Genomic DNA, 26,243 nt, shown 5'->3' on the forward strand with positions numbered 1-26,243 from the left:
CCATCACCCATATGTACGGCCATGGCACGCAACGGCATATCGAGGCGGCACTCAAGCTCGGCGCGACGCGCGAGCAGATCCTGGCCGTGCTCAAGATCGTCAGCCTGCAGGGGATCGAGGCCTGCGAACTGGCGGTGCCGCTGCTCGACCAGGCTTGCCGGGCCATCGAAGCCTAGCGCCAGCGGGCGCCGCATGGCAGTGCCCGCCGTCCCCCATCCCCAGGAACGTACAGGAGGCCACAGTGCAATCACTGGCCCAACTCCCCCCCGCCGCAACGCTGAGCGAAGACGCGGGCACGCTTGCCGCCCTTTATCGGAAGATCATGTGGCGCTTGCTGCCGTTCCTGTTCCTGGCCTATGTGCTGAACACCATCGACCGCATCAACATCTCCTTCGCCAAGCTGCGCATGGCGCACGACCTGGGCTTGTCGGATGCGGCCTATGGCATCGGGGCGGCGGCGTTCTTTGCCGGCTACATCCTGTTCGAAGTGCCGAGCAACCTGTACATGCAGAAGATCGGCGCGCGCCTGACCATCACCCGCATCCTGCTGCTGTGGGGCGTCGCGACCATCGCCACCAGCCAGGTCAATTCGCCCGCGGCGCTCTACGCCGCCCGCTTCCTGCTGGGCGTCGCCGAAGCGGGGTTCTTTCCCGGCGTCATTCTCTACCTGACATACTGGTTCCCCGCCGCACGCCGGGGCCGGATCACCTCGCTGTTCCTGATGTCGGGAACGGTCGCCGGCATGATCAGCGGCCCGCTGGCGGCGGCCATCATGTCGCATCTCGATGGCTGGCTGGGGCTGCGGGACTGGCAGGTGCTGTTCGTGGTGGAAGGCATTCCCGCCGTGTTGCTGGGCCTGCTGGCCTACCGATGGCTCGATGACGGCCCGGACTCCGCGCCGTGGCTGAGCGTATCCGAGAAGGCCATGCTGCGGCGCCAGCTCGCCACCGAAAGCCGCCCGCAGGGGCACGGCGGCCTGCGGAGCTTGCTCGGGGATGCGCGCATCTATGCGATCGGGCTGGCCTTCCTTTCCATCTACGCGGCCACCAACACCATTGCCTACTGGATGCCGACACTGATCCGTGACTTCGGTGTGGACCAGGTCGCCCGCATCGGCTGGATCTCCAGCCTGCCCTACCTGCTCGCCCTGGCTGCCATGTTCCTGCTGGCGCGCAGTTCGGACCGACGCCTCGAGCGGCGCTGGCACGTCGCCGGCACCATGTTGGTCGGCGCCGCCAGCTTCCTGCTGCTGGGCCTTGTGCGCGGCGCGCTGCTGCCGTCGGTGATCTGCATGACTGCCGGCGCCGCGGCGTGCCTGGCCGCGCTACCCGTGTTCTGGACCATCCCGCCGGCTTACCTGCCTCGCGGCCAGGCCCCCGCGGGCATCGCCTTCATCAGCAGCCTGGGCGGCCTCGCGGCATTGCTCAGCCCCATCGTCGTGGGCGCGCTGAAGACCCGCACCGGCGATCTCTATTTCGCCTTCGACATGCTTGCGGTGCTGCTGGTTGGCGGGGCGCTCACCCTGCTGCTTGCCATCCCCGCCCGGCTGCTGGACGACAAGCCGGTGCGCGAAGGCGGGCCCGCGCGGTGACAAGTGGCTAGATATCGAGTTCAAGCTCGGGCGTCAGCGCCCTGGAGACGCAGATCATGATGCTCGTGTTGGCCTGCCGCTCATCGTCGCCCAGCACATAGTCGCGGTGGTCCGCCACGCCGGCCAGCACGGGCACTTCGCAACTGCGGCACAGTCCCTCCCGGCAGGAAAAAGGCAGGGGGACGCCGTTGCGCTCCAGGGTTTCGAGGATGGAGACGCCACCGGGGACCGCGAAGCGGCCGCCATGGCGGCGCAGGACCACGGTGAATCCCTGCTCCGCATCCGCGCCGGTCCGTTGCGGGCCGGCATTGAAGYGCTCGAAGTGGGTCGCCGCGCCGGGCACGCCTGCTGCTGCCGCCGTCGCGGCCACCGCGTCCATCAGCGGTGCAGGACCACAGCAGTACACATGGCTGCCTTCGGCCAGTCCGCCGAGAAAGGACGAGATATCGGCCAGATCCCCGCCGCGTTCGTCGTCGGCGTGAACCTGCACCCGTTGGCCAAAGCGCGACAACGCCGCCAGATACGCCGCGCGCTGGCGCGAGCGCACGCAATACAACAGCTTCCATGGCCTGTGGTTGGCTTCGCACCAGCGGATCATGCTGAGAACCGGCGTGATGCCGATGCCGCCGGCGATGAAGACATGGGTGCTGGCAGCCGCTTCGATGCCGAACAGCGAGCGCGGCGCGCTGACAGCAAGCGAGTCGCCCTCCCTGAGTCCTTCGTGAACGAAGCGCGAGCCGCCGCGCGATGCCTGCGCAAGGCCGACGCCAAGGCAATAGCGGTCGGTTTCGGCGGCGTCGTTGCACAGCGAGTACTGCCTGACGATGTTGCCGGGCAGCTGGACGTCGATGTGCGCGCCCGCGCTGAACGCCGGCAAGGCGCCGCCGCACGGGCGGCGCAGCTCGACGCCGCGTACGCCTTCGGCCTCCGCGGTCAGCCTGGATACGATGAGTTCGAGCATCTGCACTACCTCTGCAAGGCAATCGTTCTGGCTTCGGCAGGCGCGGCAGCCTGGGCCGACTCCTCTTCGAGCCTGCGGGCGACCGCCCAGCGGAACTGCGACAGCGCGGCATCGATCGAGAACGGCATCATCTTGAAGTCCGGAGCGAGCGCGAGACTGCGCTGCTGGGCCGAGATGATGTCGCGGTCCTCGTCGAATGCGGTGACCACGCTCTGGTGGATCGAGGCGGTGACTTCCGGCTTGTCGATGGCGAAGTTGTGCGGATGCGCGAAGAAGTAATGCGTGGAATTCTCCGTCTCCGGCGTGATCGCCTGGCAGCCACGGAACTCGGCGGCATCGATGCGCGTGCCCTCCGGCGCTCCGGTGCCGGTGGGCGCCATTCCCGAGTCCATCAGCAGGATGGCCGGAAGCGTGAAGTTGTAGATATTCCAGCGGTCGACCTTCCCGGGCCACGCCTTGACCGCCTTGGCGAATGCGGGCGCGTCGGTGTTAAGCGCCCAGCGCGTGATCTTGACACCGCCATCGATACGCTCCACCTTCGGCTGCACGGCTGCATAGTCCTCGCCGCCGCCCAGGGTGGTCGGATGGACGAAGGGAAGGTGCGAGAAGTCGAGCAGGTTGTCGCAGATCAGCAGGTAATTCACGTCGTAGTGGATATAACCATCCAGGCTGCGCCAGTCCGGGTGGTCCAGCCACTGTGTGTCCGGCACGAGAGACGGATCGGCTTTCTCCGGATCGCCCATCCAGATCCACACCCAGCGGTGCTGCTCGACGATGGGGAACTTGCGCACCTTTGCCTGCGGCGGAATGCGCTCCTGCGCCGGCGCCCCGACGCACTTACCGGCGCTGTCGAACTTCAGGCCGTGGTACATGCAACGGATGCAGTCCCCTTCCCTGCGCCCGACCGACAGCGGCGCGCCGCGATGGCAGCAGCGGTCTTCCAGGGCGACGATGCTGCCGTCTTCCTTGCGATACATCACCACCGGCATGCCGATGATGGTGCGGGAGAACATGCCTTCGCGAGGGATTTCCTTGTCCCAGGCGGCGACATACCAGGTGTTCTTGATAAACATGCTCGTATTCCTTCTGAAGGGCTGTTGCGCGTGCGCCGCGGGAATCCCGGGCGCGGCTTGCCACGCACGCATCGCTGGGCAGCGAAGCATGTGCGGGACGCGCGAGGCGGATCGGCTGGCTAGTGTGCTGCGCCCGGCAGCGGGGAAAGCATCAGGATGAAAGCCATGCGCCGTGCGCAGGCGTGTGCCGGTGGGCGTGGATATGCACAAGGATGCGCACGAGGATGCGCACGAAGAAGTGCACATGGAAATGCGGTTGCAGGTCGGGGGTCATGCCTTGTCTCCGTTGCCAGGGCCCGTCTGCGGGGCCCTTGACTGCAGAATAGGTTTCGGGGAAACATGCGTCAACGTCATCCACCTAATAGCGAGAATGTACGCCATGCATGCGACGGACCTGGACCTGAATCTCCTGGCGGTGTTCGATGCGATGCTGCGCGAACGCAGCGTCACCAAGGCCGCGCAGGAACTTGGCCTGACCCAGAGCGCGATGAGCCACGCCCTGAACCGGCTGCGCGCCTTCTTCGACGACCAGCTCTTCGTCAAGGCGCCGGAGGGCATGATGCCCACGCACAAGGCGGCCGAACTCACCGAAGCCATCGTGGGCGTGATGGCCACGGTCAGGCAGCAGGTCCTGTCGCAGGCGCGGTTCGATCCGCTCACAGCGCGGCGCACATTCAATCTCTGCATGACCGACATGGGCGAGCTGGTGTTCCTGCCGCCGCTCATCAGCCGGCTGCGCCGCGAGGCACCGCTTTGCACGCTGCGCACCTTGCAGGTCCCGCTCCAGCAGATCGAGGGCATGCTCGGCTCCGGCGAGGCCGACCTGGCGCTTGGCTCCATCCGCGCTGCGCCGGAGGGCCTGTTCCAGCAGCGCCTGTTCATGCATTCGTTCGTGACCATCGTCAGCGCGCGCAACCACGAAGTGGGCGAAGCGCTGACGCTCGAGCAGTTCCAGCGCATGCCGCAGATCGTCGTCACGCTCTCGGGGCGCGCCAGCGCAGCCTACGACAGCGCGTTCGACGATCACGGCATCAAGCGCAATATCTACCTGTCGACGCCGCACTTCCTGGTCGTGCCGCTGTTGATGGAACAGCAGCCGGAGCTGATTGCGACGGTGCCGCTGGAGCTGGCCAATGTGTTCGCCAGGTACGGCACGGTGCGTGTCATGCAGCCGCCGGTGGCGCTGCCGGAATTCGCCATCAGGCAGCACTGGCACCCTCGCTTCCACCATGACCCGGCGATCATCTGGCTGCGGGAGCTGATGAAGCGCACCTTCGAGCATTATCCGCAAGTGCAGGTGGAAGCAGGCGAGCCGGCATCGCCGGCGCCGGTCAAGCGATCCCGGCGCGCGGCGAAAGAAGAGTAAGGCGCGAAGCCCGCGCGGCTAGCCGTTCGCCGCTGCCGGCTCCATCGCGCCAAACCGCCACGACAATCGCCGCGCCGCTTGCAGCAGCACCCGGGCCGTCTCGCCATCGGTGTGGCTGTCGAAGCTGCCCGAGGTGCCGATCAGGGCGACGACCAGCGCGATGCTGCCGGTATGGTCGAACACGGCCGCGGCCAGCGTGTCGATGCCGGGCACGGGCCTGCCCAGTGCATTGTCGATGCGCGCGGTGCGGATCTGCGCCAGCCGCGCCGCATAGGCCGGGGCAAGCGTTTCGCCCTTCCCGCCCCCGGCTTCGACGACTTCCGCCTTCGGCACGCCGGCCAGCCGAAGCGCATCCTGCTCCAGCAAACCCAGCAGCACGTGTTCCGGCAGATGCGCGGCGAACAGCCGGCCGATCGCCGTATTGACCAGCGACAGCACCGTGCCGACGCGCAGGCTGACGTGCTGCGGGCGCGCCGCCTCTTCCAGCCGCACCACCGTCGGCCCCAGCGGGCCGAGCACGGCCATGGCCACGCTCAGGCTGGTCGTGCCGGCCAGCTCGATGACTTCCGGCTCGGCCTCGCGCGTGGGCGAAAGCCGTTGCAGGGCAATCAGCCCGAGTTCCAGCCCCAGCGGGCCCGCGCGGAAATTGCCCGCCGCATCCCGCGCCAGCAAGCCGATCTTCTGCAGGCTGACCAGATGCGGAAACGCCTTGGCGGGCGCCATGCCGGCCGCGCGAGCCAGGTCGCGCAAAGGCAAGGGCCGGCCCGCGGCCACCAGCGCCGCGAGCAGCTGGCCGGTGTTGTCGAGCGACTGGATGCCGCGCTGGGGCTTGGCGGCGTCGCCCTGGTTGTCGTCGATTGGCAAGGATGGGCCTGTCATTCGGTCATTCGGTGGTGCCGGCAACGGCCTCGCGGATGGCGGCGGCGGTGGCCAGCAGCGCGCTGGCCACGGGGCCGCCCCAGTCCACGTCGATGACGCCGGTCGCCCCGACCACGGTCAGGACCAGGCGCAGCTGCCCGGCTTCGTCGAGCACCGGCACGCTCAGGCTGCTGACGGCGGGGCTCGGCGCATCGATGCTGCGCTCGATGCCGCGCTCGCGGATGGCGGCGAGCGTGGCGGCGAAGGCGCCGGCCTGCGCCGTGGCGCCGGCCGCGGCGGTATCCGCCGCCTGCTGCCGCTGCCAGATCGCCTGCCATTGCCCGGGCGGCAGGAAAGCACAGAACACGCGGCCGGTTGCGGTTGCCGACAGCGACATCACCGTGCCGACATGCAAGTTCACGTGCAGCGGCGAGCCGGCATGCGCATAGCGCACGATGGTGGGCCCCTGCGGACCCGCGGCACAGATCGCCACGCTGAACCCGCAGGACGCGGCAAGCCCGGCCACGCGCGGCACGGCAGCCCGGTAGGCGGCGTCGTGGTCGAGGTACAGCATGCCGAGCTGCAGCGCCAGCGGGCCCGGCTCGTAGCGGCCCGACAGGTGGTCCCGCTTGATCAGCCCGAGCCGCACCAGACTGACCAGGTAAGTGTGAGCCTGCGCGGGCGCGATCTGCACGCTGGCGGCGAGGTCGACCAGCGTCATCGGCGCGCGCACATCGGCCAGCGCCCGCAGGAAGCGCCCGCCGACCTCGACACTCTGGATACCGCGCTGCGCCTTCTCCGCCGCGCCTTCATCCGGCGTGGCGTCCGCTGATCGTGCCATTCGTTTTCCTTTGAAAGACCAGATGGTAATGGACGGGCCTCATGCGCCCTAGAAGATATCGGGTTTTCCCCTAGATTCGGTGCCCCATTCATTGCTCGCCTCAAGATTAGTCAATGGCAATATGTTTTGCTCTTGACTAATTTAACCGGCATTCCTAAGATGGCCTTACCCCGCAACCGGTGCAACCACAGAGCACAGAGTCAAGACGGGGCGAGACAGCCTCCACCATTGCAGCCGATCGCCATGGCTTGCGCCGTCTCGTCCCCCCACAAAACGACAGACAAGCAAAGAGGCAAGCATGAGCAAGGCATTCGCATCCCAGGCCGACCTGGAAGCCAAGAAAGTCACCTTTACCCAGCTCTCCGAGAACGCCTACGCGTACACCGCCGAGGGCGACCCCAACTCGGGTGTGATCATCGGCGACGACGGCGTGCTGATCGTCGATACCACGGCCACCCCTGCCATGGCCCAGGATCTGATCGCCAGGATCCGCTCGGTCACCGACAAGCCGATCAAGTACGTCGTGCTTTCGCACTACCACGCGGTGCGCGTGCTGGGTGCCTCGGCGTACTTTGCCGAGGGCGCAGAGCAGGTCATCGCCAGCCGCGGCACCTACGAGATGATCGTGGAGCGCGGTGAGGCCGACATGAAGTCCGAGATCGAGCGCTTCCCGCGCCTGTTCGCCGGCGTCGAGACCGTGCCCGGCCTGACCTGGCCGACGCTGGTGTTCGAGAAGGAGATCACGCTGTACCTGGGCAAGCTGGAAGTCCGCATCGCGCACCTGGGTTCCGGGCACACCAAGGGTGATACGGTGGTCTGGCTGCCGTCGCAGAAGGTGCTGTTCTCCGGCGACCTGGTCGAATACGACGCGGCCTGCTACTGCGGCGACGCGCAGCTCGCGCAATGGCCGGCCACGCTCGACGCCCTGCAGGCGCTGGGCGCCGAAAAGCTGGTGCCGGGCCGCGGCCCCGCCCTTACCAACCCGGAAGAGGTCAGGCAAGGCATCGCCTATACGAAGGACTTCGTCAGCACGCTGTTCCAGGCCGGCAAGGAGGCCGTGGCCGATCGCCTGGACCTGAAGCGCGCCATGGCCCATACGCGCGAGTCGATGGACCCGAAGTTCGGCCATGTCTTCATCTACGAACACTGCCTGCCGTTCGACGTGTCGCGCGCTTTCGACGAAGCCAGTGGCATCGCCCATCCGCGCATCTGGACCGCCCAGCGCGACAAGGAAATGTGGGCCGCGCTGCAGGAATAAGCGCGAACCGTAGCGAGCGGGAACAGCCGGGAAGAGTGGATGGAGACACACGCATGAACAACGACTACCAGAACCTGTCATTTGAGTATCAGCCCTGTCCCGAGCAGCGACAGGGGCACGCCGGCAACCCTCACCCGGTCATCGTCGTCGGCGCCGGCCCTGTCGGCCTGGCCACCGCGATCGACCTGGCCCAGCATGGCGTGCCGGTCGTGCTGGTGGACGACGACTGCACGCTGTCGAGCGGGTCGCGCGCGATCTGCTTCGCCAAGCGCACCCTGGACATCTTCGACCGCCTGGGGTGCGGCGGGCGCATGGTGGACAAGGGCGTGTGCTGGAACGTCGGCAAGGTATTCGTGCGCGACGAACAGGTCTACGCCTTCGACCTGCTGCCGGAGGCGGGCCACCAGCGCCCCGCCTTCATCAACCTGCAGCAGTACTACGTCGAGGGTTTCCTGCTCGACCGCGCACGCCAGTTGCCGAACCTGGACATCCGCTGGAAGCACAAGGTCACCGGCATCGAGCAGCGCCATGCCGGCGCAGCCGATGCGTCTGTCGTGCTGACCATCGACACGCCCGACGGCCCCTATGCCCTTGCCGGGCGCTACGTGGTGGCCGCCGACGGCTCGCGCAGCCCGCTGCGCAACCTGCTCGGCCTCGACAGCAAGGGCCGCACCTTCAAGGATCGCTTCCTGATTGCCGACGTGAAGATGGAGGCGGAGTTTCCGACCGAGCGCTGGTTCTGGTTCGATCCGCCCTTCCACCCGAACCAGTCCGTGCTGCTGCATCGCCAGCCCGACAATGTCTGGCGCATCGACTTCCAGCTCGGCTGGGACGCCGATCCCGTGCTGGAGAGAGCGCCCGAGCGCGTCATCCCGCGCGTGCAGGCGCTGCTCGGGGCGGACGTGAAGTTCGAGCTGGAATGGGTCAGCGTCTATACCTTCTCCTGCCTGCGCATGGACAGCTTCCGCCACGGCAACGTGTTGTTCGCCGGCGATTCGGCCCATGGCGTGTCGCCGTTCGGGGCGCGCGGCGCCAACAGCGGCGTGCAGGATGCGGAGAACCTTGCCTGGAAACTGGCCTACGTGATCGGCGGCCATGCGCCGGACAGCCTGCTCGATACCTATGCGAGCGAACGCGAGTACGCCGCCGACGAGAACATCCGCAACTCGACGCGCTCCACCGATTTCATCACGCCGAAGAGCGCCGTCAGCAAGGTGTTCCGCGACGCCGTGCTCAACCTGTCGAAGCAGCATGCGTTCGCGCGCCGGCTGGTCAACAGCGGGCGGCTTTCCGTGCCCTCGGTACTGCGCGATTCGCCGTTGAACACTGCCGATGCAGGCGACTTTGCCGGCGACATGCTGCCGGGCGCTGCCTGCGTGGACGCCCCGGTCATCGGCGAGCAAGGCCCCGGCTGGCTGCTGCCGCACCTGGGCGGGCAGTTCACCGCACTGGTGTTCGGCGCGCCCGATGGCAAGGCCTTGCAGGCGCTGCTCCGCCTGCAGCAAGGCAGCTTGCCGCTCAGGGTGGTCCTGCTCGATACGGGCCTCACGGACCAGGCCGGCCAGCCGGCCGGCGTGACGGTACTGCAAGACACCGAGGGGCTGGCCACGCGGCGCTATGACGCGCAACCCGGCACGCTGTACCTGATCCGCCCGGACCAGCATGTCTGCGCGCGCTGGCGGGGAATCGATGCCGCCGGCGTCGCGGCGGCCATGGCGCGCGCGACCGGCAACGCGCCCGGCGCGCAGCGGCCAGCCGCGGTGGTTTCGGATCCGGCTCCCGCTGGCCTGGTGCCGGCATGAATCTCAAGGCGACATCCCGATAAAAGGAGGCAGAGCGATGACCCTCAATACCCAGCCTAACCTGGCACGCCCCGACGACTTCTACGAAGCCCTGATCGAGATGCACCGCGATCTGGACGACAGCCAGAGTCAGGCCGTCAACGCGCAACTGATCCTGTTGCTCGCCAACCATATCGGCGACCATGGCACGCTGCTCGCGGCCATGGAGATGGCGCGCGACGGCACGGCACCAGGCCGCGTCGCGCAACCCTGAGCGCAGCGGGCCCGGCCCGCTCGCGCATCCACTCTTTGCCAAGACGCTCACATACGCAAGACCCAAAAGACGTCGGCATCCAGGGCCCGCCAGGCCCGCGTTCCCGGAGACATTCCATGACCCAATCCTATGCGGGGGCCATTGCGCCCCAAGGTACCGCTGCGCGCGAAGAAGACGCACTCTACCGGAAGATATGGCTGCGCATCATTCCCTTCCTCTTTGTCTGCTACGTCATTTCCTTCCTGGACCGCATCAATATCGGCTTCGCCCAGTTGCAGATGAAGCAGGATCTCGGCTTCAGCGATGCGATGTACGGTCTGGGCGCCGCGGTGTTCTATGTCGGCTACGTGCTGTGCGAAGTGCCCAGCAACATGCTGCTGGCCCGCTTTGGCGCGCGCCGCACCTTTACCCGCATCATGGTGCTGTGGGGACTGGCCTCGGTCGGCATGATGATGGTGTCGACCCCCGCCCATTTCTATACGCTGCGTTTCCTGCTGGGCGTATTCGAGGCCGGATTCTTCCCGGGCATCGTGCTGTACCTGACCTACTGGTTTCCGGCGCGCCGGCGCGCGGCGGTCATGGCCATCTTCTTTGCGGGGGTGGCCGTGGCCGGCGTGCTGGGCGGACTGGTATCGGGCTGGATCATGCGGGACATGGCCGGCGTGCTCGGCCTGCAGGGCTGGAAGTGGATGTTCGCCATCGAAGGCGCGCCCGCGGTCGTCCTGGGACTGGTGGCCGCAGCATTCCTGGTCGACAAGCCGCAACAGGCCAGCTGGCTCACCGACCAGGAGAAAACCTACCTGGCCGCGCACAACGGCGAGAGCGAACGGGGCACCCATGCGCACTCCTTCGCCGCGCTGATGCAGGCCCTGCGCAATCCCCGCATCTATCTGTTCGCCTTTATCTACTTCGCGCTGACCTGCGGCTCGTTGACGCTGAGCTTCTGGATGCCGCTGATGATCCGGGACTTCGGCATCACCGACGTGATGTCGATCAGCCTGTATTCGGTCATCCCCAACGCCATCGGTGCGGTGGGCCTGATCCTGATCGCCCGCAACTCGGACCGGCGCGGCGAGCGGCACCGCCATTTCATTGCCTGCACGGCCGGCGGGGCGCTGGCACTGGCGCTGCTGACCCTGCACCTGCCGAGCTTTCCGGCGATGCTCGCGCTGCTGTCCGCCGCAACGGTATTGATCTTCGCCGCGCTGCCCATCTTCTGGTCCTTGCCGCCGAGCCATCTGCCGGCGCATACGGCCGCGGCCGGCATTGCCTTCATCAGCAGCATCGGCATCACCAGCGGCATTGTCAGCCCCTGGGTCATCGGCCAGATCAAGACGCACACCGGCAGCATGGACAATGCGCTCTATCTGCTCGCGGCATTGCTGCTGGCCAGCGGCGCGGCGATGTGGCTGGGCGTGCCAAAGGGCGAGCCGCGCCATTGAGGCCAGGACGGGCTCGACCGGCACCGGGCTGAAGCCCGCGGATACCGAGCCCCGACCGATTGGCACGTATCAGAGAACAATCTGTTCCTCATGTAGGTATTTATCCCGTACAGGGTGACTACTAACATCAGATCACCGAACACGCTATCCGTTTCGCGAGGTGCGGCGGATACCCCCGTGTTCTGATTGTTCAAAGGACGTACCAACATGAAGACCGTTACTCGTTCCACCATCGCCGGCGTGGCGATGGCCCTGACCGCCACGTTCGCTGCCTCCCCCGTGTTCGCGGGCAATGCCGGGCCCGCCACGACGCGGCTGCCGTTCCAGTCAGCCCATGCGGCCAAGACCAGCCAGCGCGCCCCCGCTGCCGCACGACTGTTGGGCTCCGCTCACGGGCGACTCCCTGCGATCGTCATCGTCGCCGGCCTCGGCAAGCGTGACCCCTTCACGGACGGTGCGCATGGCGCCGAAATCAATAACCCGTCCGGCACGTCTGTCGTCGCCGGCCTCGGCAAGCGCGACCCCTTCACGGATGGAGCGCATGGCGCCGAAATCAATAGCCTGTCCGGCACGTCTGTCGTCGCCGGCCTCGGCAAGCGCGATCCCTTCACGGATGGAGCGCATGGCGCCGAAATCAATAGCCTGTCCGGCACGTCTGTCGTCGCCGGCCTCGGCAAGCGCGATCCCTTCACGGATGGGGCGCGCACCGACTCTGGCAACGATGTGACTCTCAACGGATAAACCCGCGGCATGGCGCGAGCCATGCGGCCGGACGCGCCGCGGCCCAGGATCTGGCCCGCGGCGCGCGTCATTTCTGCTCACCACCGGTCCTGCAGGCAATCAAGGCGCGCGGTCCACACGTGATCCCCCCGCAAGCTGCGCGTGATCTGCCCGCGCAACGCAGGCGAGTGCCCGCAGGCACTCGATGGGAGCCTCGGCGCTACCGCCCTGGCAAGTGATTGCGCTGTGCGTATGCCCAGCCGATCTCGGCGATCGGCCCGGCCTTGCGGCCGGTCTCCACCGCGTCTGCCGAGGCGGCATTGCCAGCTTGCGCGCGCTGTGCGATGCCGCTCATGATTGCGCCGAGGCGAAAGAAGTTGTACGCGAGATAGAAGGTCCAGTGCTCCGTTGCGTCGTTCCCCGTGGCGCCGAAGTACGACCTGGCGTAGGACAGCTCATCGGGAATGCCGAGCGCTGCCAGGTCGAGACCCGCGATGCCGCGCCAGAGCTGCGGCGGGATATGCCAGCTCATGCAGTGATATGCGAAGTCCGCCAGGGGATTGCCCAGCGTCGACAGTTCCCAGTCCAGCACGCCGATCACGCGCGGCTGCGTGGGGTGGAAGACCAGGTTGTCGAGCCGGAAGTCCCCATGCACCAGGCAAGCGAGATGTTCCGGCGGAACATGGCCCGGCAACCAGTCGGCCAGCGCGTCCATCGCCCGGATGCTTTGCTCCGACTGCCGGTACTGGCGGGTCCAGCGGGCAATCTGGCGCGCCAGGTAGTCTCCGGTCTTGCCGAAGTCGCCCAGCCCCAGGCTGGCATAGTCGACCATGTGCAGCGTGGAAATGATGCGATTCATCTCCGCGTAGATGGCACTGCGTTCCGTAGCAGCCAGGCCCGGCAGCGACTGATCGACCATGACCCGGCCATCGAGGTAATCCATGATGTAGAACGGGCTTCCCGCGACCGAGGTATCGTCGCTGTAGAAGTGGACACGTGGAACCGGCACCTCGCTGTTCTGCAAGGCTTGCAGCACGCGGTACTCGCGGTCGATCGCATGCGCCGAGGCCAGCAATTGCCCGGGCGGCTTTGTGCGCAGGACATACTGGCGAGGGCCGCACGATATGCGGTAGGTCGGGTTGGACTGGCCGCCGGTCAGGCGGTGCGCCTTCAGGCACCGGTAGTCTGTCAGGCCGACGCCATGCAGCAGTTCGGCCAGGACGTGGATATCCAGGTCCGGATTTGTTGTGTTCATTGCTTGAAATGCTCCTGATTCCTTGGGGAACCGCCCATCGGGGTCATCTCGCCGGGCCACGCCCGTTCAGAGCGAGCTGACCATGTGTCCGCCGTCCACCGGGAGGATCGTTCCGGTGATGTAGTCCGAGGCATCGGAAGCCAGCAGCAGCAGCGCCCCGTCAAGCTGGCCAGCCTGGCCGAGGCGGCGCTGGGGGATGCGCCGGATCAGCGCCGAGCCGCTTTGCGTCTCGAAGAACTCGCGATTGATATCCGTTTCGAAGTAGCCTGGAGCCAGGGCGTTGACGCGCACGCCGTAGCGCGCCCACTCGAGCGCCAGCGAGCGGGTCAGGTGGATCAGGCCCGCCTTGGCGGCGGAATAGGCCGGCACCTGTTGTGCAACGCGCATGCCGAGGATGGATGCGATATTCACAATGCTTCCTCCGCTACCCGCATCGCGCATATGGCGCGCCGCGCTCAGGGCGACCCGCCAGGCGCCGTTCAGGTTGGTTTCAATGACCTGTTGCCACTCGTCCTCCGTGGTCTCCATGGCCGGCCCTGTCGTCGCAATGCCGGCATTGTTCACCACGATATCTATCGGGCCCAGCGCCTGGCTGGCGATATCGAACGCCGCGAATACCGACCTCCATTCGCACACGTCGAGTGGTACGACACAGCCTTCGCCACCGCCCTCCCGGATCTCCGACAGCAGCAACTCGCCCGCTGCCAGCCGCCGCCCGGCCAGCGCGACGCGACAGCCGGCACGGGCGAGCGTGAGTGCGAAATGACGTCCCAGGCCGCTGAAAGCCCCGGTCACCAGTGCGACTTTCCCCTCCAGGTCGGAAAACGGTTGCGGGATGGAATGCGTGACTGCCATGAATATGTCTCCTCAGGGGTCTAGCCGGGCCGGCGCTCCTATTGCGCACGAACGCTGCTGGGCGCCAGCGCCCGTGCATCAGCCTGCAGAAGACTAAGGGCGTTCCCCGCACGTGCCAGCCCCTCGGATGGGGAGGCGTGGCGCCTGCGCCGGGCTCCCCGGCGGAGGGGCTGAAAGCGCAAGGAAGGACGCCTACGCTTGACGCAATTCCCTCCACCAGTCCCTCGCGGCATTGCCAGACCATCAGACACCATGAGTCACTACAGCGCGCCACTGCGCGACATGAATTTTGTCCTCACCGAACTGGCCGGGCTGGCTGATATCGCCGCCCTGCCCGGCTTCGGGGACGCCACGGCGGATACGGTCGCGTCCATCCTCGACGCCGCCGCGGAGTTCAGCGGCGAAGTGCTCGCGCCGATCAACCGCGAGGGTGACGTGGTCGGCTGTACGCTCGCCGACGGAAAGGTCACCACACCACCCGGGGTGAAGCAAGCGTATCGCCAGTTCGTAGCCGCGGGATGGAATGGACTGCGCTTTCCGCAGGAGTACGGCGGCCAAGGCCTGCCGAGGGTGGTCGCGGCTGCGGTCTTCGAGATGCTCGCCGCGGCGAACATGGGCTTTTCGCTTTGCCCGATGCTGACCGGCGGCGCCATCGAGGCACTGATGCTGTGTGGCTCCGATGCACAGAAGCAGCGCTACCTGCCACCGCTGATCGAGGGACGCTGGACCGGCACCATGAACCTGACCGAACCGCAGGCCGGTTCCGATCTCGCCGCGGTGCGCACCCGAGCCGTCCCCGAAGGCGATCACTTCCGCATCTACGGGCAGAAGATCTTCATCACCCACGGTGAACATGACCTGTCCGAGAACATCGTGCATCTCGTGCTGGCGCGGATGCCCGATGCGCCCCCTGGCGTCAAGGGCATTTCCTTGTTCCTGGTCCCGAAGTTCCTGGTGATGCCTGACGGCACGCTAGGCGCACGCAATGATGTCAGGTGCGTGTCCATCGAGCACAAGCTCGGAATTCACGCCAGCCCGACTGCCGTGATGGCCTATGGCGATGCGCAAGGCGCGGTGGGATACCTGGTCGGCGAGGCAAACCGCGGACTCGAGTCCATGTTCGTCATGATGAATGAAGCGCGTGGCGCAGTCGGGTTGCAGGGCATCGGCATCGCCGCACGCGCCTACCAGCAAGCCGTGCGCTACGCGCGTGAACGCACCCAGGGCAGGCCGGTCGGCGACCGCGAGACCGGCGCCGCGGCCATCATCCGCCACCCTGACGTCCGCCGCATGCTGATGACCATGCGGGCCCTGACCGAAGCGGCCCGGGCGGTTGCCTACGTCCTGGCCGCCGCGGGCGACATGTTGCATGCCGCCAGCGACCCTGAAGAGCGTGCCCGCCAGCAGGCCCTCGTGGATTTCCTCACCCCGATCAACAAGGGCTGGGCCACCGAAATGACTGTCGAAGTCACCAACACCGCGCTTCAGGTCCACGGTGGCATGGGATACATAGAGGAGACCGGCGTCGCGCAACACCTGCGCGATGCCCGGATCACCACGATCTACGAGGGAACCACGGGCATCCAGGCCAACGATCTGGTCGGCAGGAAGATCGCCAGGGACAATGGGCGCACGGCACGCGCCGTGGTCGCGATGATGCGCTCCGATCTCGCACTGCTTGCTGAACTCGGCAGTCAGGACGATGTGCGGGTGGTACATGAGCAAGTGACCGCGGCCGTCGGCGTGCTGGAGGCTTGCGTCGAATGGGTGGTGCGCAATCACAGCGTAGACGTGCAAGCCGTGTACGCCGGCGCGACTCCTTTCCTCAAGCTCGCAGGGCTCGTCTGCGGCGGCTGGCAGATGGCCCGCGCGCTGCGCATCGCGCAGGGCCGGCTCCTGCGCGGCGAAGGCGATGCCGCGTTCCTGCAGGCAAAGCGCGCCACGGCCCGCTTCTATGCCGATCACCTGCTGGCACAGGTCACCGGGCTCGGCCAGACCGTCATGGCGGGCGCGGCCGGCACCCTCGCCTTCCATCAAGACTCGCATTGATTCTGCCGCCAGGACAACAAAGGAAAACCGTGCCCATGCCTTCCCCGAACGAGCGTACGTCGTCTGCTTACGCCTACCCGCTCCTCATCAAGCAACTGCTGCACGCGCCGCTCGCCGTGCACCCCGAGCAAGAGATCGTCTATCGCGACCAGACCCGGCACAGCTACTGGACCATGCGCCACCGGATCGGCCTGCTGGCAAGCGGCCTGGGTTCCATCGGCGTCGTCCCCGGCGATACGGTGGCGGTCATGGACTGGGACAGCCATCGCTACCTGGAAACCTACTTCAGCGTGCCGATGATGGGCGCGGTGCTGCTCACCGTCAACGTCAGGCTTGCGCCGGAACAGATCATCTACACCCTGAATCATTCCGGCGCCAAGACCCTGCTGATCCACGCCGACTTCCTGCCGGTGCTGGCGCTCATCCGCTCCCACCTTCTCACCGTCGACACCTTCGTCCTGCTCGAAGACGCCCAGGGTAGCCCGCAGGCCACCGACCCGCCCGACGGATTCGCCGACGAGTACGAGTCGTTGCTGTCTTCGGCCTCGCCCGACTACCCGTTTCCCGATTTCGACGAGAACACCAGGGCGACCACCTTCTACACCACCGGCACCACCGGGCAGCCAAAGGGGGTGTACTTCAGCCATCGCCAGATCGTGTTGCATACGCTGGCCACGATGGCCGCTCTCGCAAGCGCGCCGGCGCAGGGACGGGTGCACCGCGACGACGTGTACATGCCGATGACGCCGATGTTCCACGTGCATGCGTGGGGCATGCCGTTCGTCGCCACGGCGATGGGGATGAAGCAGGTCTACCCCGGACGCTACGCGCCTGAAACGCTCCTCGCGCTGCTCGGGCGGGAGAAGGTCACGTTCTCGCACGGCGTGCCCACCATCCTGCAGATGGTGCTCTCCTGTCCCGCCGCGCAAGCGGCGGACCTGGCGGGCTGGAAGGTCATCGTCGGAGGCTCGGCGCTGCCGCGCGGCCTCGCGCAAGCGGCCATCGACCGGGGCATCGATGTCTTCACCGGCTACGGCATGTCAGAGACCTGCCCGATCCTCACGCTCGCCCAGGTCAAGACGTCGATGGCGGGCGAAGCGTCGCGCGAGCTCGACATACGGACCAAGACCGGCCTGCCGATTCCCCTGGTCGACTTGCGCATCGTCGACGAGGAAATGCGCGATGTCGCGCACGACGGCAAGGCAAGCGGGGAGATCGTGGTGCGCGCGCCGTGGCTGACGCAGGGATATGACAAGGACCCCGAGGCATCCCGGGCACTGTGGGCGCGCGGTTACCTGCATACCAATGACATCGGCACGATTGACAGCGACGGCTACCTCCAGGTCACCGACCGCATCAAGGACGTGATCAAGACGGGCGGMGAATGGGTCTCGTCGCTCGAACTGGAGGACCTGATCTCGCGCCACGCCTCGGTGCGCGAAGTCGCGGTCATTGGCGTGAAGGACCCCAAATGGGGCGAGCGTCCCTTGCCCCTGGTCGTGCTCAAGCCGGGTGAAAGCGCCGACGAAGCAACCATACGGGAGCACCTGGGGGACTGCGCGCGCCGCGGCGTGATCTCGAAGTACGCGGTGCCGGAGCGGGTCGTCTTCGTCGATGCCATCGAGAAGACCAGCGTCGGGAAGATCAACAAGCGCCTGCTGCGCGACAAGTACCAGTAGCCCACCGCAAGCCCATGCACCAATGCCGCCGCACGAACGGCAAAACCAAGGTCCGCCCAGGCGGACAACCCACGAGGAGACAACGATGACCACTGCGTCGGCTACACGCCGCATACAAGAACACCCGGGCTTCAGGGAACTGGCGGCACGCCGGGCCAGGCTATCCTGGACGCTGCTATGCATTGTCCTCTGCGCCTACCTGCTGCTGATGGCGATGGTGACGATGCGGCCGGCCGTGCTGGCCAGGCCCATCGCGGCGGGCGCGATGACGAATCTCGGCATCGTCCTGGCGATCGCCGTGATCGTGATCGGCTGGGCCGCGACATGCATCTACGTGGCGCGTGCCAATCGCGGCCTGGACAGGCTTGCCAGCCAGATCCTGCAGGAGGTGCTCTCGTGACCGGATACGCTCGCCTGCGCCTGCTGGCTGCCGCCCTCGCCACCAAGCTTGCCGCGACAGCGGGACCCGCCTGGGCCGGTCCTGCTGTCGAGCCCGCCGCCCGCCAGCCGCTCAACCCGGTCGCCATTGCGATGTTCCTGGTGTTTGTCGCCATCACCCTGTGCATCACATACTGGGCCGCGAAGCGCACGAGGACGGCCAGCGATTTCTTCACGGCCGGCGGCGGCATCACCGGCCTCCAGAACGGACTGGCAGTGGCCGGGGACTATATGTCGGCGGCCACCTTGCTGGGCGTCGTCAGCCTGGTCTACGCGCGCGGCTTCGACGGCCTGCTCTACATCGTGGGGTTCTTTATCGGCTGGCCCGTCATGCTCTTCCTCATGGCCGAACGCCTGCGCAATCTCGGCAAGTTTACGTTCGTGGATATCGTCTCCCACCGGCTCGATCCGGTCAGTACGCGGTGGGTGGCGGCGATCAGCTCGCTGATCGTTGTCTTCTTCTACCTGGTCGTCCAGATGGTGGGGGCCGGGGAGCTGATCCAGCTGCTGTTCGGGATCGACTACCACTACGCCGTGATCGGCGTCGGCTGCCTGATGATCGTCTACGTCACGTTTGGCGGCATGATCGCCACCACCTGGGTGCAGATCATCAAGGCCGTGCTCCTGATGCTGGGCGGCACACTGCTTGCCGCGCTCGCCTTCGCGCGCTTCGGCTTCAGCTTCGAAAGCCTGGCTGCCAGGGCCGTCTCCGTCCACCCGAGCGGCATCGCCCTGCTGTCCCCGGCCAGCCTGTTCGCGGACCCCGTTTCCGCGTTGTCGCTGTCTCTGGCGACCATCTTCGGCCTCTCCGGCCTGCCGCACATCCTGATGCGGTTCTTCACGGTGCCCGATGCAAGGCGGCCGCGCGACCGAAGCCGAGGAGGTATCGGTCACCAAGCGGGCAACGCTCGTGATCGGTGCCATCGCCGTTGCGCTGGGGATGCTGTTCAAGGGCCAGAACCTCGCTTTCCTGGTGGCGCTGGCATTCAATATCGCTGCGTCAGCCAACTTCCCGCTGCTGTTCCTCTCGATGTACTGGCGGGGGCTGACCACGCGCGGGGCTGTGTGGGGCGGGCTGACCGGCCTGGTATCGTCCGTCGGCCTGGTGGTGCTGGGCCCGGCGGTCTGGAAATCCGTACTGGGCCATCCCGCGGCAATCTTCCCCTATGACCACCCTGCACTGTTCTCCATGCCACTGGCGTTCCTCGTGACCTGGGCGGCTTCCAGGCTGGACGGCAGTGCCCGCGCGACGGCGGAACGGCAGGCCTTCGACGCTCAGTTCGTGCGCGCGCAGACCGGTTTCGGCGCGGCCGAAGCGAGCCGGCACTGATCGGGGCGCCGACGCCCGGCGCGCCGGTGACGGCTCCGGGCGGGAAGGAACCGCGGCTGGACCGCACCATGCGCGATGCCCGCCCCTGGCCTGCTAGGCCTTCCGACGGGCTGCGAGGGCATGCGCGGCCGCGGGGCTTCCCTGCAACGCGGCGCCTGCCGCACCAAGTTCCGCTTCAAGGAGGCCGAGAAATGCATGCACGTTGGCGGTCCGGTGTTTTCGCGTCGACATCAGGGCGTACACCTTCACGGGAGCGGACGCATAGTCGGGGAGTACCCGCACCAGCGTACCGTTCCTTACTTCGTCATGAACGAACGGACAAGTGAAGCGCGCCACGCCAAGGCCGTCCTGCGCGGCCCGCTTGCGGATCTCGGCGTTATCCGTGCGCAGGCGGGGCGCTACGGCCAGGCGCCTGTCCTCGAGCGTGCCCGCCGCCACGAACTCCCAGTTCTTCTCGTCCGGAGCCCCGATGGCCGGCCACGCCACAAGCTCGTCCGGCGTGCGCGCCGGGCCCAGCCTGTCGGCCAGGACTGGCGCGGCATAGAAGCCTCGCTCCATGCGCAGTACGCGCTTTCCCGCCAGGGAGCTGTCGGGAAGGGAATCACTGGTCATGACGAAAGCCACGTCGTAGTCATCGCGCACCAGATCCGGCTGGTCCCAGGTGACATCGACCTGCACTTCGAGCCCGGGATGCATTGACATCAACCGCGCCAGGCTGGAAGAAAGGTATTGCGCACCCACCTCGTAGGGCGTTGCGATCTTCAGCGTGCCGTGCACCACCCTGTTGGCCAACGACAAGTCGGAGCCAATCTCCCGCAGCTCCCCGAAAAGCGGGGCGATACGGTCATAGAATTGCCGGCCGGCATCCGTCACCCTGACCCTGCGGGTCGTGCGCTCCAGCAGGCGCACGCCGAGTTCGGCCTCCAGCCGGGAAACGGCGGCGCTCGCCGCGGACTTGCGGATTCCCATCAAGGTGGCGCCGGCGGTAAAGCCAGCCCCCTCGACCACGCGGCAAAACACTTCCCAATCCTTCCAGTCAATCAGTTTCATGGCATCTACGTGCGCACCCGCCGCCGGTGCATGGCCGCGAGGCGCCTTTCTCAGCGACGTATGGCGCGCACACGCGCCTTACGCCAGATAGTCATGCACAACCCGCTCCGGCATCGCGCCAGCGTGTGCGTCTGATCGCGCATCGGCCGCGGGGGACACGAGATACAACGCGGCGGCGGCCGCCGATAACGGCGCCCCCGCCGCAACGTCAGGTGGGTCGACCTCTGGCGACGGGCCTGCCGGCTATCGCGATTCATGAAGTTGCGGTCGGCATCACGCTTCACGCGCGGCCAGCCTGCCACCGACAGCAAGCATCATCCGGATCTGCCACGGCCATGCAAGCCGCCTCCCCATCCGGGGGGCATCGGGAATGAACGCAACTCGAAGGTGACAACGCACGCACAATGCGTTCCGGCGCGCGGCTTATGGGCAGAGAAGTGCCCGCGCGCGCGTGGCGCGTAGTGCGTATCGGCACAAGACATCACGCGGCAAGTCCCACTGCGCCTCCCACTGATGCATTTTCGCATTCGTGCACTGAGCAAGCGCATCRCATGGAATATTCGGAAGAACCTATACTTTCTCTTATCGTTTTTTCAATTTCTCATTGAAATATGATTAAACGAAAATTCATCAATCCTTTAGGTTTATTTTAGATTTTTCATGTCCATCAATCCGTCAACCCTTCGTGATTCCATGATCGCGGTCGAAATCGTCCGTCCGGGCGGTCCGGAGGTTCTCGTCCCGACACAGCGTCCCGTTCCCCGGCCGAAACCCGACGAAGTGCTGATTCGCATCATTGCGGCCGGCGTCAACGGCCCGGACGTCTTCCAGCGCAAAGGGCTGTATGACCCGCCACCGGGTGCATCCGATATCCCCGGACTCGAGGTGGCAGGCGAAATCGTCGCACTGGGAGACCGCGTCACGCAATTCAAGACGGGCGATCTGGTGTGCGCCCTGATCCCCGGCGGCGGCTACGCGGAGTTTGCTGTCGCCAACGAGAGCAACACCTTGCGCATTCCGCCCGGCCTGACGCTGATCGAGGCGGCGGCGATGCCGGAAACCTTCATGACGGTGTGGCTGAACCTGTTCCAGCGCGGCAAGTTCGCAAAGGGCGATACCGTATTGATCCACGGCGGCGCATCGGGCATCGGCACCACCGCCACCATGCTGAGCAGAGCCTTCGGCGCAAGCAAGATCATCACGACGGTCGGTTCCGCGGCGCAACGCGACGCCAGTCTACGGCTCGGCGCCGACCACGCGGTCAACTACCTCGAAGAGGATTTTGTCGAGGCGGTGATGCGCCACACCGACGGCAACGGCGTGGACGTGATTGTCGATATCATCGCGGGCGACTACGTAGCGCGCAACTACGCCGCGGCCGCATTGAACGGGCGCATCCTGCAGATCGGTGTCATCAAGGGGGCGGCGCAGAACGTGGACTTCTTCCCGATGCTGACCAAGCGCCTGACCCATATCGGCTCGACGCTGCGCTCCCGCACCGCAGCCGAGAAGTCGCAGATCATCCGCGAACTGGAGGAACATGTCTGGCCCCTGATGGCAGGCGGCACGATCAAGCCGCTCGTCGACAGGACCTTCCCGCTCGAGAACGCCGCGCAGGCGCATGAACTGATGGACTCCGGTACGCATATCGGGAAGATCGTTCTGACGCCATCTGCCTAGCAGCTTGCCCGTATCCGCGGGTATGCATGTTCAGCCGGAGCCCGCTCCGGCTGAACACCGCGCGCGTATCATGGCCGGCGCGAGCGAGGTGTCCGGCGCGGTGTCCGACGAGATAAAGCGCCGCCGGAGAGGCGGCGTTTGAACGCCTGCGTCAGGCATGCCCCTTCGGCCGGTCGTGGCGGGGCAGATCCATGCCCAGTCCGCTCTGGATGGCCTGAATGCGGGACGTCACGCTCAGCTTCTCATAGATGTTCTTGAGATGCCATTTGATGGTCTCGGGGGCTACCCGGAGCGCCCGGGCGATTTCCTTGTTCGAAAGGCCGCGGGCGACGTAGTCGAGGATCTCGACTTCGCGGGCGCTCAGCCTGCTGGCCGCCGTTCGCTCGGGCGGGCGCTCCGCGGCGGGCCGCACCGGCGCGGCCGCGGCGTTTCCCGTCGCGTCCAGCCCGGCGAGAACCTTCTCGATATACCAGGACTCGACACCTGGAAAGGCGTCGGGGCGCTTGCGCAACGCGTGAAGGATCTCGCGCGCCGGTTCGCCTTCGTCGAGGAACACCCTGCACAGCCCGTTGTCCTGGCCATAGATCACCGCTTCCCCGATCGCCGCGGCAGCGTCCTCGGGCTGGCCCGCGCTCAGGGTGGCCACGGCCAGCAGCACGGTCACCTGGGACAGGACATAGCGCATGCCCGCGACGCGCGCCTCCGCTTGCATGGCGCGCAGACGTGGCAGCGCCTCCGTGGCGCGCCCACGCGCAATCAGCAACCGGCACAGTGCGGCTTCGCGCCGCTGCCATGTCTCGCGCTGGCTGCCTGACAGTGCCTGTGGATTCTCGCCTGGCAGCAGCGTCTCAAGCGCATGCCCCATGCTGGCGGCGCGCCCGAGATTGCCGGCGCGAATGGCCAGCCGGATGGCCTCGGCCTTGCAGGCCACCTGCAGGCGGAGCCAGCCGCGTTCCTTCGCGACGGCTTCGGCGCGTTCCACGATCCCGTTCGCTTCATCCACGTCGCCGTTCAGGAACGCCAGCCGCGCCAGCGTGATGCAGAAGCCCGCCAGGGGACCCAGGGAACAGGCCTGGAGCGCGATATCGAGCCGCCCACGCAGGATCTCGGCGACCCGCTCGAGATGATTCCACTCATAGCGGATCGCGGCAAGGTAGCCAACCGGCAGTACGGCGGCCGCGGACTGGCTGCCGGCGCTTGCGTTGGCTTGGCCAAGCGCGTGCTCCAGGGTGGTCACGGCCTCTTCCAGTCTGCCCTCCACAAAGAGGCTCAGGCCGACCATGCTCTGCCGATAGACGGTGGCATAGAGGGGCGCACCCCGCTCGGCACCATGGGAGACACGGTCGCGCAGGCGCTGCACTTCGTCGAACTCGGACGCATATGCCAACCCGAACACGAGCGTGGTCAGCCCTATGCCCTCCTCCCACGAGTTCGGTTCCGGCCGCATGTCCAGCACACTCCGTCCGAGCTCGAGAGAATCCCGGCTCGCATCGGACAGGCCAGCAATCAACGCTTTCACGGCGGCCAGTTCCACGCCGATGCTGTCGGCAACGGAGCGGTCGCGAGCGATGTCGGCTTCGACCGCGCGCAGTTCCCGCTGCGCCAGCACCGTCTGCAGCGAAAGCGCGAGCGCCCAGGCATGAACCAGGCGCAGGCGCAGCCGGCCTTGTATTGCCTCGTGCGGAAGCTTGGCCAGCCAGGTCAGTACTGTTCGTACATCGCTGGCTTCGACCAGCGTCATGGCGCAGCGCTCGACCCAGCTCGCGGCCTGGTCCACATCGCCCGCGGCGAGCGCATGCTTGACGGCCTCCGGCCACAGGGACTGGCCGGCATACCATGCACTGGCCCTGCGATGCAGGCCGGCGATATCCTCCGCCCGTTCCTCCTGCAGGCGCTTGCGCAGGTAATCCGTGAACAGCGCATGAAACCGGTACCACTCCCATTCCGCGTCAAGCGGGCGCAGGAACATATTGCCGGCCAGCAACCACTCGAGGTTCTTGCGCGCATCGTCCCTGCCGGTCACGGCGTTGCACAGGGCCGCCGAGAGCCGGTCCAGGATCGATATGTCCAGCAGGAAGTCCAGCATCTCGCCAGGCACGTGCGCCATGACGTTCTCGCTCAGGTAGGAAGCGATGTCGCGCCGGGCGCGCGGCAACTGTGCCGCAAGATCCTCGCCCTCCCCGCCTTGCTTGAGCGCCAGCGACGCGAGTTGCAACCCTGCGACCCAACCCTCGGTGGCGCTCAGAAGCTTCCGGGTCTGTTCGCCGTCCAGCGTCACCCCTGCCGTCTTCGAGAAGAAGGCCTGCGTTTCCGCGGGATCGAAACGCAGGTCTTCCGGCCCCAGGCGCAGCAGCTGGCCCCGGGACGCAAAATAACTCAGCGGTATTGGTGGCTCGCTTCGCCCGCTATAGCGATATGGAGGTTCTCCGGTGCATAGCGCAGGAGCCGGAACACGGCTTCATGGATATCGCCGGAGCGAAGGCGATCGAAGTCGTCGAGAATGAGGACGAGCTTCCCCTCCCATGCCGCCACCTCGTTGAGCAGCTCAGCGAGAAGCGCCTCCACGGGTGCGAGATAGTCATTGCGCAGGAGTTGCTGCATGCGGTCGCCTACCTCGGCGCTCGCCTGCTGGACTGCGGCCAGCAGGTAGGCCGTAAACTGGACCAGGTCGTCATCCTCGCGATCGATGCTCAGCCATGCCACCGCGTACGCTTGCTCGAGAAGTGCATTGCGCCACTCGCAAAGAAGCGTGGTCTTGCCGAAGCCTGCGGGGGCAACCAGGGCTGTGAGCTTGCATTCGGTGCCGCGTGACAGGAGCTGGAGCGCATTGTGACGGGCAATCTGATGGCGCGTGTATGGCGGAACCAGCTTGGTGCGGATCAGCGCTGGCCTCCATTTCGCGTCGCGGGCCGAGGCCGGGCCGGGTAGCGTCTGGGCTTGCGTCATCTCGCTCGTATTGCTCCTCGGGAACCAGTCGGACTCATGATCGTCGCCGTGGCAAGTCACCGCCGGGCGCGGGGCCGGCGCGTGGTCACACCGCTAATTTTCCGAAGCCCCACGCTGCCTGGTGATTATCACCGCAAGTATAGGTTGTCGGATCAGGCCGATCCAGAATACCTTGCCAGCCGGAAATGTACCCGCCGGGACTGCAGATTCATCATGCATGGCCAGGTGCCCCAGCGGATACTGATCACACGGACGGCACGACTGCGCGCCTATTTCGACTTCGCGCCGTCCGTAAAGGGGTCGGGCTTGCCCGAGCGCGCACCATCGGTGTAGGGGTCACGCGGGCCGTTCCTGGCGCCGTCGGTGTAGGGGTCGCGTGCGCCGTTCCTGGCCCCGCTGCCATAGGGATCGCGGCTCGGCTTGTCCGGCCCCGTAGCTTGCGACGGATTCAGTTTTTCGGCGGTGGACTGCCTCGCGCCGCTGGTGTACGGATCGAACTTGCCGGAATTCGCGCCCTCCGTGTACGGGTCCCGGCTTCCGGTGCGCGCGCCGTCTGTGTATGGGTCTGGCGTCCTCTGTGCCTGTGCTGCGGCAATACCCGCGACAAAGGAAAGAGACAAGACAAACAGGGATGTGCGCTTCATAATTAAATCTCCGGCAGGAAAAARCTGATTAATCCAATCACGCCGGTCATCTTGCGCCTTTCCCCATGGTTTTCAACCGCCCTCCCCATCCGAGGGGGTAGCCCGCCACCCGCCTGGCAGCTGCCGGTTCGCGCCTGCCGCTAGTCGCCTAT

22 protein-coding genes and 1 pseudogene are annotated in these 26,243 nt (G+C 66.4%); 12 read left to right on the forward strand and 11 right to left on the reverse strand.

The genetic code is table 11. The features are described from left to right. Window positions 1-241 precede the first annotated feature (241 nt). Window positions 242-1,591: an MFS transporter gene (locus AC1DO7_RS26830; RefSeq protein WP_441619592.1), complete on the forward strand. Its 1,350-nt coding sequence runs from the start codon at window positions 242-244 to the stop codon at window positions 1,589-1,591. 7 nt (window positions 1,592-1,598) lie between these two features. Here the strand turns inward: AC1DO7_RS26830 and AC1DO7_RS26835 are convergent, their stop codons facing one another. The 3 genes from AC1DO7_RS26835 to AC1DO7_RS26845 form a co-directional block, all read right to left on the reverse strand. Then, a complete protein-coding gene (locus AC1DO7_RS26835) occupies window positions 1,599-2,552 on the reverse strand; it encodes a PDR/VanB family oxidoreductase (RefSeq protein ID WP_477116755.1) in 954 nt (317 codons plus the stop codon). A 5-nt stretch (window positions 2,553-2,557) separates the two neighbouring features. Continuing rightward, window positions 2,558-3,625 (reverse strand): aromatic ring-hydroxylating dioxygenase subunit alpha, encoded by a 1,068-nt coding sequence (locus tag AC1DO7_RS26840; protein WP_441619596.1) that lies wholly within the window; start codon window positions 3,623-3,625, stop codon window positions 2,558-2,560. Between the two features lie 151 nt (window positions 3,626-3,776). Beyond that, entirely contained in the window at window positions 3,777-3,899 is a 123-nt protein-coding gene (locus AC1DO7_RS26845; protein WP_441619598.1) for a hypothetical protein, read from the reverse strand. Between the two features lie 105 nt (window positions 3,900-4,004). Between AC1DO7_RS26845 and AC1DO7_RS26850 the strand changes: the two genes are divergently transcribed. Next, window positions 4,005-4,991 (forward strand): LysR family transcriptional regulator, encoded by a 987-nt coding sequence (locus AC1DO7_RS26850; protein WP_441619600.1) that lies wholly within the window; start codon window positions 4,005-4,007, stop codon window positions 4,989-4,991. An 18-nt stretch (window positions 4,992-5,009) separates the two neighbouring features. On the opposite strand, the gene AC1DO7_RS26855 is transcribed toward AC1DO7_RS26850, so the two are convergent. Continuing rightward, window positions 5,010-5,870 (reverse strand): IclR family transcriptional regulator, encoded by an 861-nt coding sequence (locus AC1DO7_RS26855; protein ID WP_441619602.1) that lies wholly within the window; start codon window positions 5,868-5,870, stop codon window positions 5,010-5,012. 4 nt (window positions 5,871-5,874) lie between these two features. After that, a complete protein-coding gene (locus AC1DO7_RS26860) occupies window positions 5,875-6,690 on the reverse strand; it encodes an IclR family transcriptional regulator (RefSeq protein ID WP_441619604.1) in 816 nt (271 codons plus the stop codon). Window positions 6,691-6,988: 298 nt separating this feature from the next. On the opposite strand from AC1DO7_RS26860, the gene AC1DO7_RS26865 reads away from it, so the two are divergent. From AC1DO7_RS26865 to AC1DO7_RS26885, 5 genes are all read left to right on the forward strand, one after another. Further along, window positions 6,989-7,948: an MBL fold metallo-hydrolase gene (locus AC1DO7_RS26865; protein WP_441619606.1), complete on the forward strand. Its 960-nt coding sequence runs from the start codon at window positions 6,989-6,991 to the stop codon at window positions 7,946-7,948. Between the two features lie 53 nt (window positions 7,949-8,001). Next, the gene (locus AC1DO7_RS26870) at window positions 8,002-9,750 is read left to right on the forward strand and encodes an FAD-dependent oxidoreductase (RefSeq protein WP_441619608.1); all 1,749 of its coding nucleotides are present in this window, start codon (window positions 8,002-8,004) and stop codon (window positions 9,748-9,750) included. A 37-nt stretch (window positions 9,751-9,787) separates the two neighbouring features. Next, a complete protein-coding gene (locus AC1DO7_RS26875; RefSeq protein ID WP_441619610.1) occupies window positions 9,788-10,003 on the forward strand; it encodes a DUF2783 domain-containing protein in 216 nt (71 codons plus the stop codon). A gap of 116 nt (window positions 10,004-10,119) precedes the next feature. Then, the gene (locus AC1DO7_RS26880; protein ID WP_441619612.1) at window positions 10,120-11,445 is read left to right on the forward strand and encodes an MFS transporter; all 1,326 of its coding nucleotides are present in this window, start codon (window positions 10,120-10,122) and stop codon (window positions 11,443-11,445) included. A 207-nt stretch (window positions 11,446-11,652) separates the two neighbouring features. Then, window positions 11,653-12,186, forward strand: a complete 534-nt coding sequence (locus AC1DO7_RS26885; protein WP_441649739.1) for a hypothetical protein — start codon at window positions 11,653-11,655, stop codon at window positions 12,184-12,186. Between the two features lie 199 nt (window positions 12,187-12,385). Here AC1DO7_RS26885 and AC1DO7_RS26890 read toward each other — a convergent pair whose 3' ends face one another. Together AC1DO7_RS26890 and AC1DO7_RS26895 are read right to left on the reverse strand one after the other, a co-directional pair. Next, window positions 12,386-13,420, reverse strand: a complete 1,035-nt coding sequence (locus AC1DO7_RS26890; protein ID WP_441619616.1) for a phosphotransferase — start codon at window positions 13,418-13,420, stop codon at window positions 12,386-12,388. Between the two features lie 66 nt (window positions 13,421-13,486). Continuing rightward, a complete protein-coding gene (locus AC1DO7_RS26895) occupies window positions 13,487-14,275 on the reverse strand; it encodes an SDR family NAD(P)-dependent oxidoreductase (RefSeq protein WP_441619618.1) in 789 nt (262 codons plus the stop codon). Window positions 14,276-14,527: 252 nt separating this feature from the next. On the opposite strand from AC1DO7_RS26895, the gene AC1DO7_RS26900 reads away from it, so the two are divergent. From AC1DO7_RS26900 to AC1DO7_RS26915, 4 genes and pseudogenes are all read left to right on the forward strand, one after another. Further along, window positions 14,528-16,324 (forward strand): acyl-CoA dehydrogenase, encoded by a 1,797-nt coding sequence (locus AC1DO7_RS26900; protein ID WP_441619619.1) that lies wholly within the window; start codon window positions 14,528-14,530, stop codon window positions 16,322-16,324. Window positions 16,325-16,359: 35 nt separating this feature from the next. Continuing rightward, window positions 16,360-18,003: a fatty acid--CoA ligase gene (locus tag AC1DO7_RS26905; RefSeq protein WP_441643430.1), complete on the forward strand. Its 1,644-nt coding sequence runs from the start codon at window positions 16,360-16,362 to the stop codon at window positions 18,001-18,003. Window positions 18,004-18,088: 85 nt separating this feature from the next. Then, on the forward strand, window positions 18,089-18,403 hold the full coding sequence (locus AC1DO7_RS26910) for a DUF485 domain-containing protein (protein ID WP_441619623.1): 315 nt from the start codon (window positions 18,089-18,091) through the stop codon (window positions 18,401-18,403). Beyond that, a pseudogene (locus tag AC1DO7_RS26915) lies at window positions 18,400-19,771 on the forward strand (sodium:solute symporter family transporter). The gene AC1DO7_RS26910 and the pseudogene AC1DO7_RS26915 overlap by 4 nt, the downstream one beginning before the upstream one ends. A 93-nt stretch (window positions 19,772-19,864) precedes the next feature. Here AC1DO7_RS26915 and AC1DO7_RS26920 read toward each other — a convergent pair. Further along, on the reverse strand, window positions 19,865-20,821 hold the full coding sequence (locus AC1DO7_RS26920) for a LysR family transcriptional regulator (RefSeq protein ID WP_441619626.1): 957 nt from the start codon (window positions 20,819-20,821) through the stop codon (window positions 19,865-19,867). A gap of 660 nt (window positions 20,822-21,481) precedes the next feature. On the opposite strand from AC1DO7_RS26920, the gene AC1DO7_RS26925 reads away from it, so the two are divergent. Continuing rightward, on the forward strand, window positions 21,482-22,501 hold the full coding sequence (locus tag AC1DO7_RS26925) for an NAD(P)H-quinone oxidoreductase (protein ID WP_441619628.1): 1,020 nt from the start codon (window positions 21,482-21,484) through the stop codon (window positions 22,499-22,501). Between the two features lie 151 nt (window positions 22,502-22,652). Here AC1DO7_RS26925 and AC1DO7_RS26930 read toward each other — a convergent pair whose 3' ends face one another. The 3 genes from AC1DO7_RS26930 to AC1DO7_RS26940 all read right to left on the reverse strand — a co-directional run bounded on the left by AC1DO7_RS26930 (window position 22,653) and on the right by AC1DO7_RS26940 (window position 26,091). Further along, window positions 22,653-24,779, reverse strand: a complete 2,127-nt coding sequence (locus AC1DO7_RS26930; protein ID WP_477116756.1) for a winged helix-turn-helix domain-containing protein — start codon at window positions 24,777-24,779, stop codon at window positions 22,653-22,655. Window positions 24,780-24,877: 98 nt separating this feature from the next. Beyond that, window positions 24,878-25,447, reverse strand: coding sequence for an AAA family ATPase (locus AC1DO7_RS26935; RefSeq protein WP_477116757.1), 570 nt, complete (start codon window positions 25,445-25,447; stop codon window positions 24,878-24,880). A 269-nt stretch (window positions 25,448-25,716) separates the two neighbouring features. Next, on the reverse strand, window positions 25,717-26,091 hold the full coding sequence (locus AC1DO7_RS26940) for a hypothetical protein (RefSeq protein ID WP_441643431.1): 375 nt from the start codon (window positions 26,089-26,091) through the stop codon (window positions 25,717-25,719). Between the last annotated feature and the right edge of the window lie 152 nt (window positions 26,092-26,243).

The sequence above is a fragment of the Cupriavidus sp. 05N40 genome (genome assembly GCF_056397305.1).

Excerpts from the sequence above, each read along its gene's own strand:
- AC1DO7_RS26840 (WP_441619596.1), bottom strand. The coding sequence starts at position 3,625 with ATGTTTATCAAGAACACCTGGTATGTCGCCGCCTGGGACAAGGAAATC.
- AC1DO7_RS26845 (WP_441619598.1), bottom strand. The coding sequence starts at position 3,899 with ATGACCCCCGACCTGCAACCGCATTTCCATGTGCACTTCTTCGTGCGC.
- AC1DO7_RS26850 (WP_441619600.1), top strand. The coding sequence starts at position 4,005 with ATGCATGCGACGGACCTGGACCTGAATCTCCTGGCGGTGTTCGATGCG.
- AC1DO7_RS26855 (WP_441619602.1), bottom strand. The coding sequence starts at position 5,870 with ATGACAGGCCCATCCTTGCCAATCGACGACAACCAGGGCGACGCCGCC.
- AC1DO7_RS26860 (WP_441619604.1), bottom strand. The coding sequence starts at position 6,690 with ATGGCACGATCAGCGGACGCCACGCCGGATGAAGGCGCGGCGGAGAAG.
- AC1DO7_RS26865 (WP_441619606.1), top strand. The coding sequence starts at position 6,989 with ATGAGCAAGGCATTCGCATCCCAGGCCGACCTGGAAGCCAAGAAAGTC.
- AC1DO7_RS26870 (WP_441619608.1), top strand. The coding sequence starts at position 8,002 with ATGAACAACGACTACCAGAACCTGTCATTTGAGTATCAGCCCTGTCCC.
- AC1DO7_RS26875 (WP_441619610.1), top strand. The coding sequence starts at position 9,788 with ATGACCCTCAATACCCAGCCTAACCTGGCACGCCCCGACGACTTCTAC.
- AC1DO7_RS26880 (WP_441619612.1), top strand. The coding sequence starts at position 10,120 with ATGACCCAATCCTATGCGGGGGCCATTGCGCCCCAAGGTACCGCTGCG.
- AC1DO7_RS26885 (WP_441649739.1), top strand. The coding sequence starts at position 11,653 with ATGAAGACCGTTACTCGTTCCACCATCGCCGGCGTGGCGATGGCCCTG.
- AC1DO7_RS26890 (WP_441619616.1), bottom strand. The coding sequence starts at position 13,420 with ATGAACACAACAAATCCGGACCTGGATATCCACGTCCTGGCCGAACTG.
- AC1DO7_RS26895 (WP_441619618.1), bottom strand. The coding sequence starts at position 14,275 with ATGGCAGTCACGCATTCCATCCCGCAACCGTTTTCCGACCTGGAGGGG.
- AC1DO7_RS26900 (WP_441619619.1), top strand. The coding sequence starts at position 14,528 with ATGAGTCACTACAGCGCGCCACTGCGCGACATGAATTTTGTCCTCACC.
- AC1DO7_RS26910 (WP_441619623.1), top strand. The coding sequence starts at position 18,089 with ATGACCACTGCGTCGGCTACACGCCGCATACAAGAACACCCGGGCTTC.
- AC1DO7_RS26920 (WP_441619626.1), bottom strand. The coding sequence starts at position 20,821 with ATGAAACTGATTGACTGGAAGGATTGGGAAGTGTTTTGCCGCGTGGTC.
- AC1DO7_RS26925 (WP_441619628.1), top strand. The coding sequence starts at position 21,482 with ATGTCCATCAATCCGTCAACCCTTCGTGATTCCATGATCGCGGTCGAA.
- AC1DO7_RS26935 (WP_477116757.1), bottom strand. The coding sequence starts at position 25,447 with ATGACGCAAGCCCAGACGCTACCCGGCCCGGCCTCGGCCCGCGACGCG.
- AC1DO7_RS26940 (WP_441643431.1), bottom strand. The coding sequence starts at position 26,091 with ATGAAGCGCACATCCCTGTTTGTCTTGTCTCTTTCCTTTGTCGCGGGT.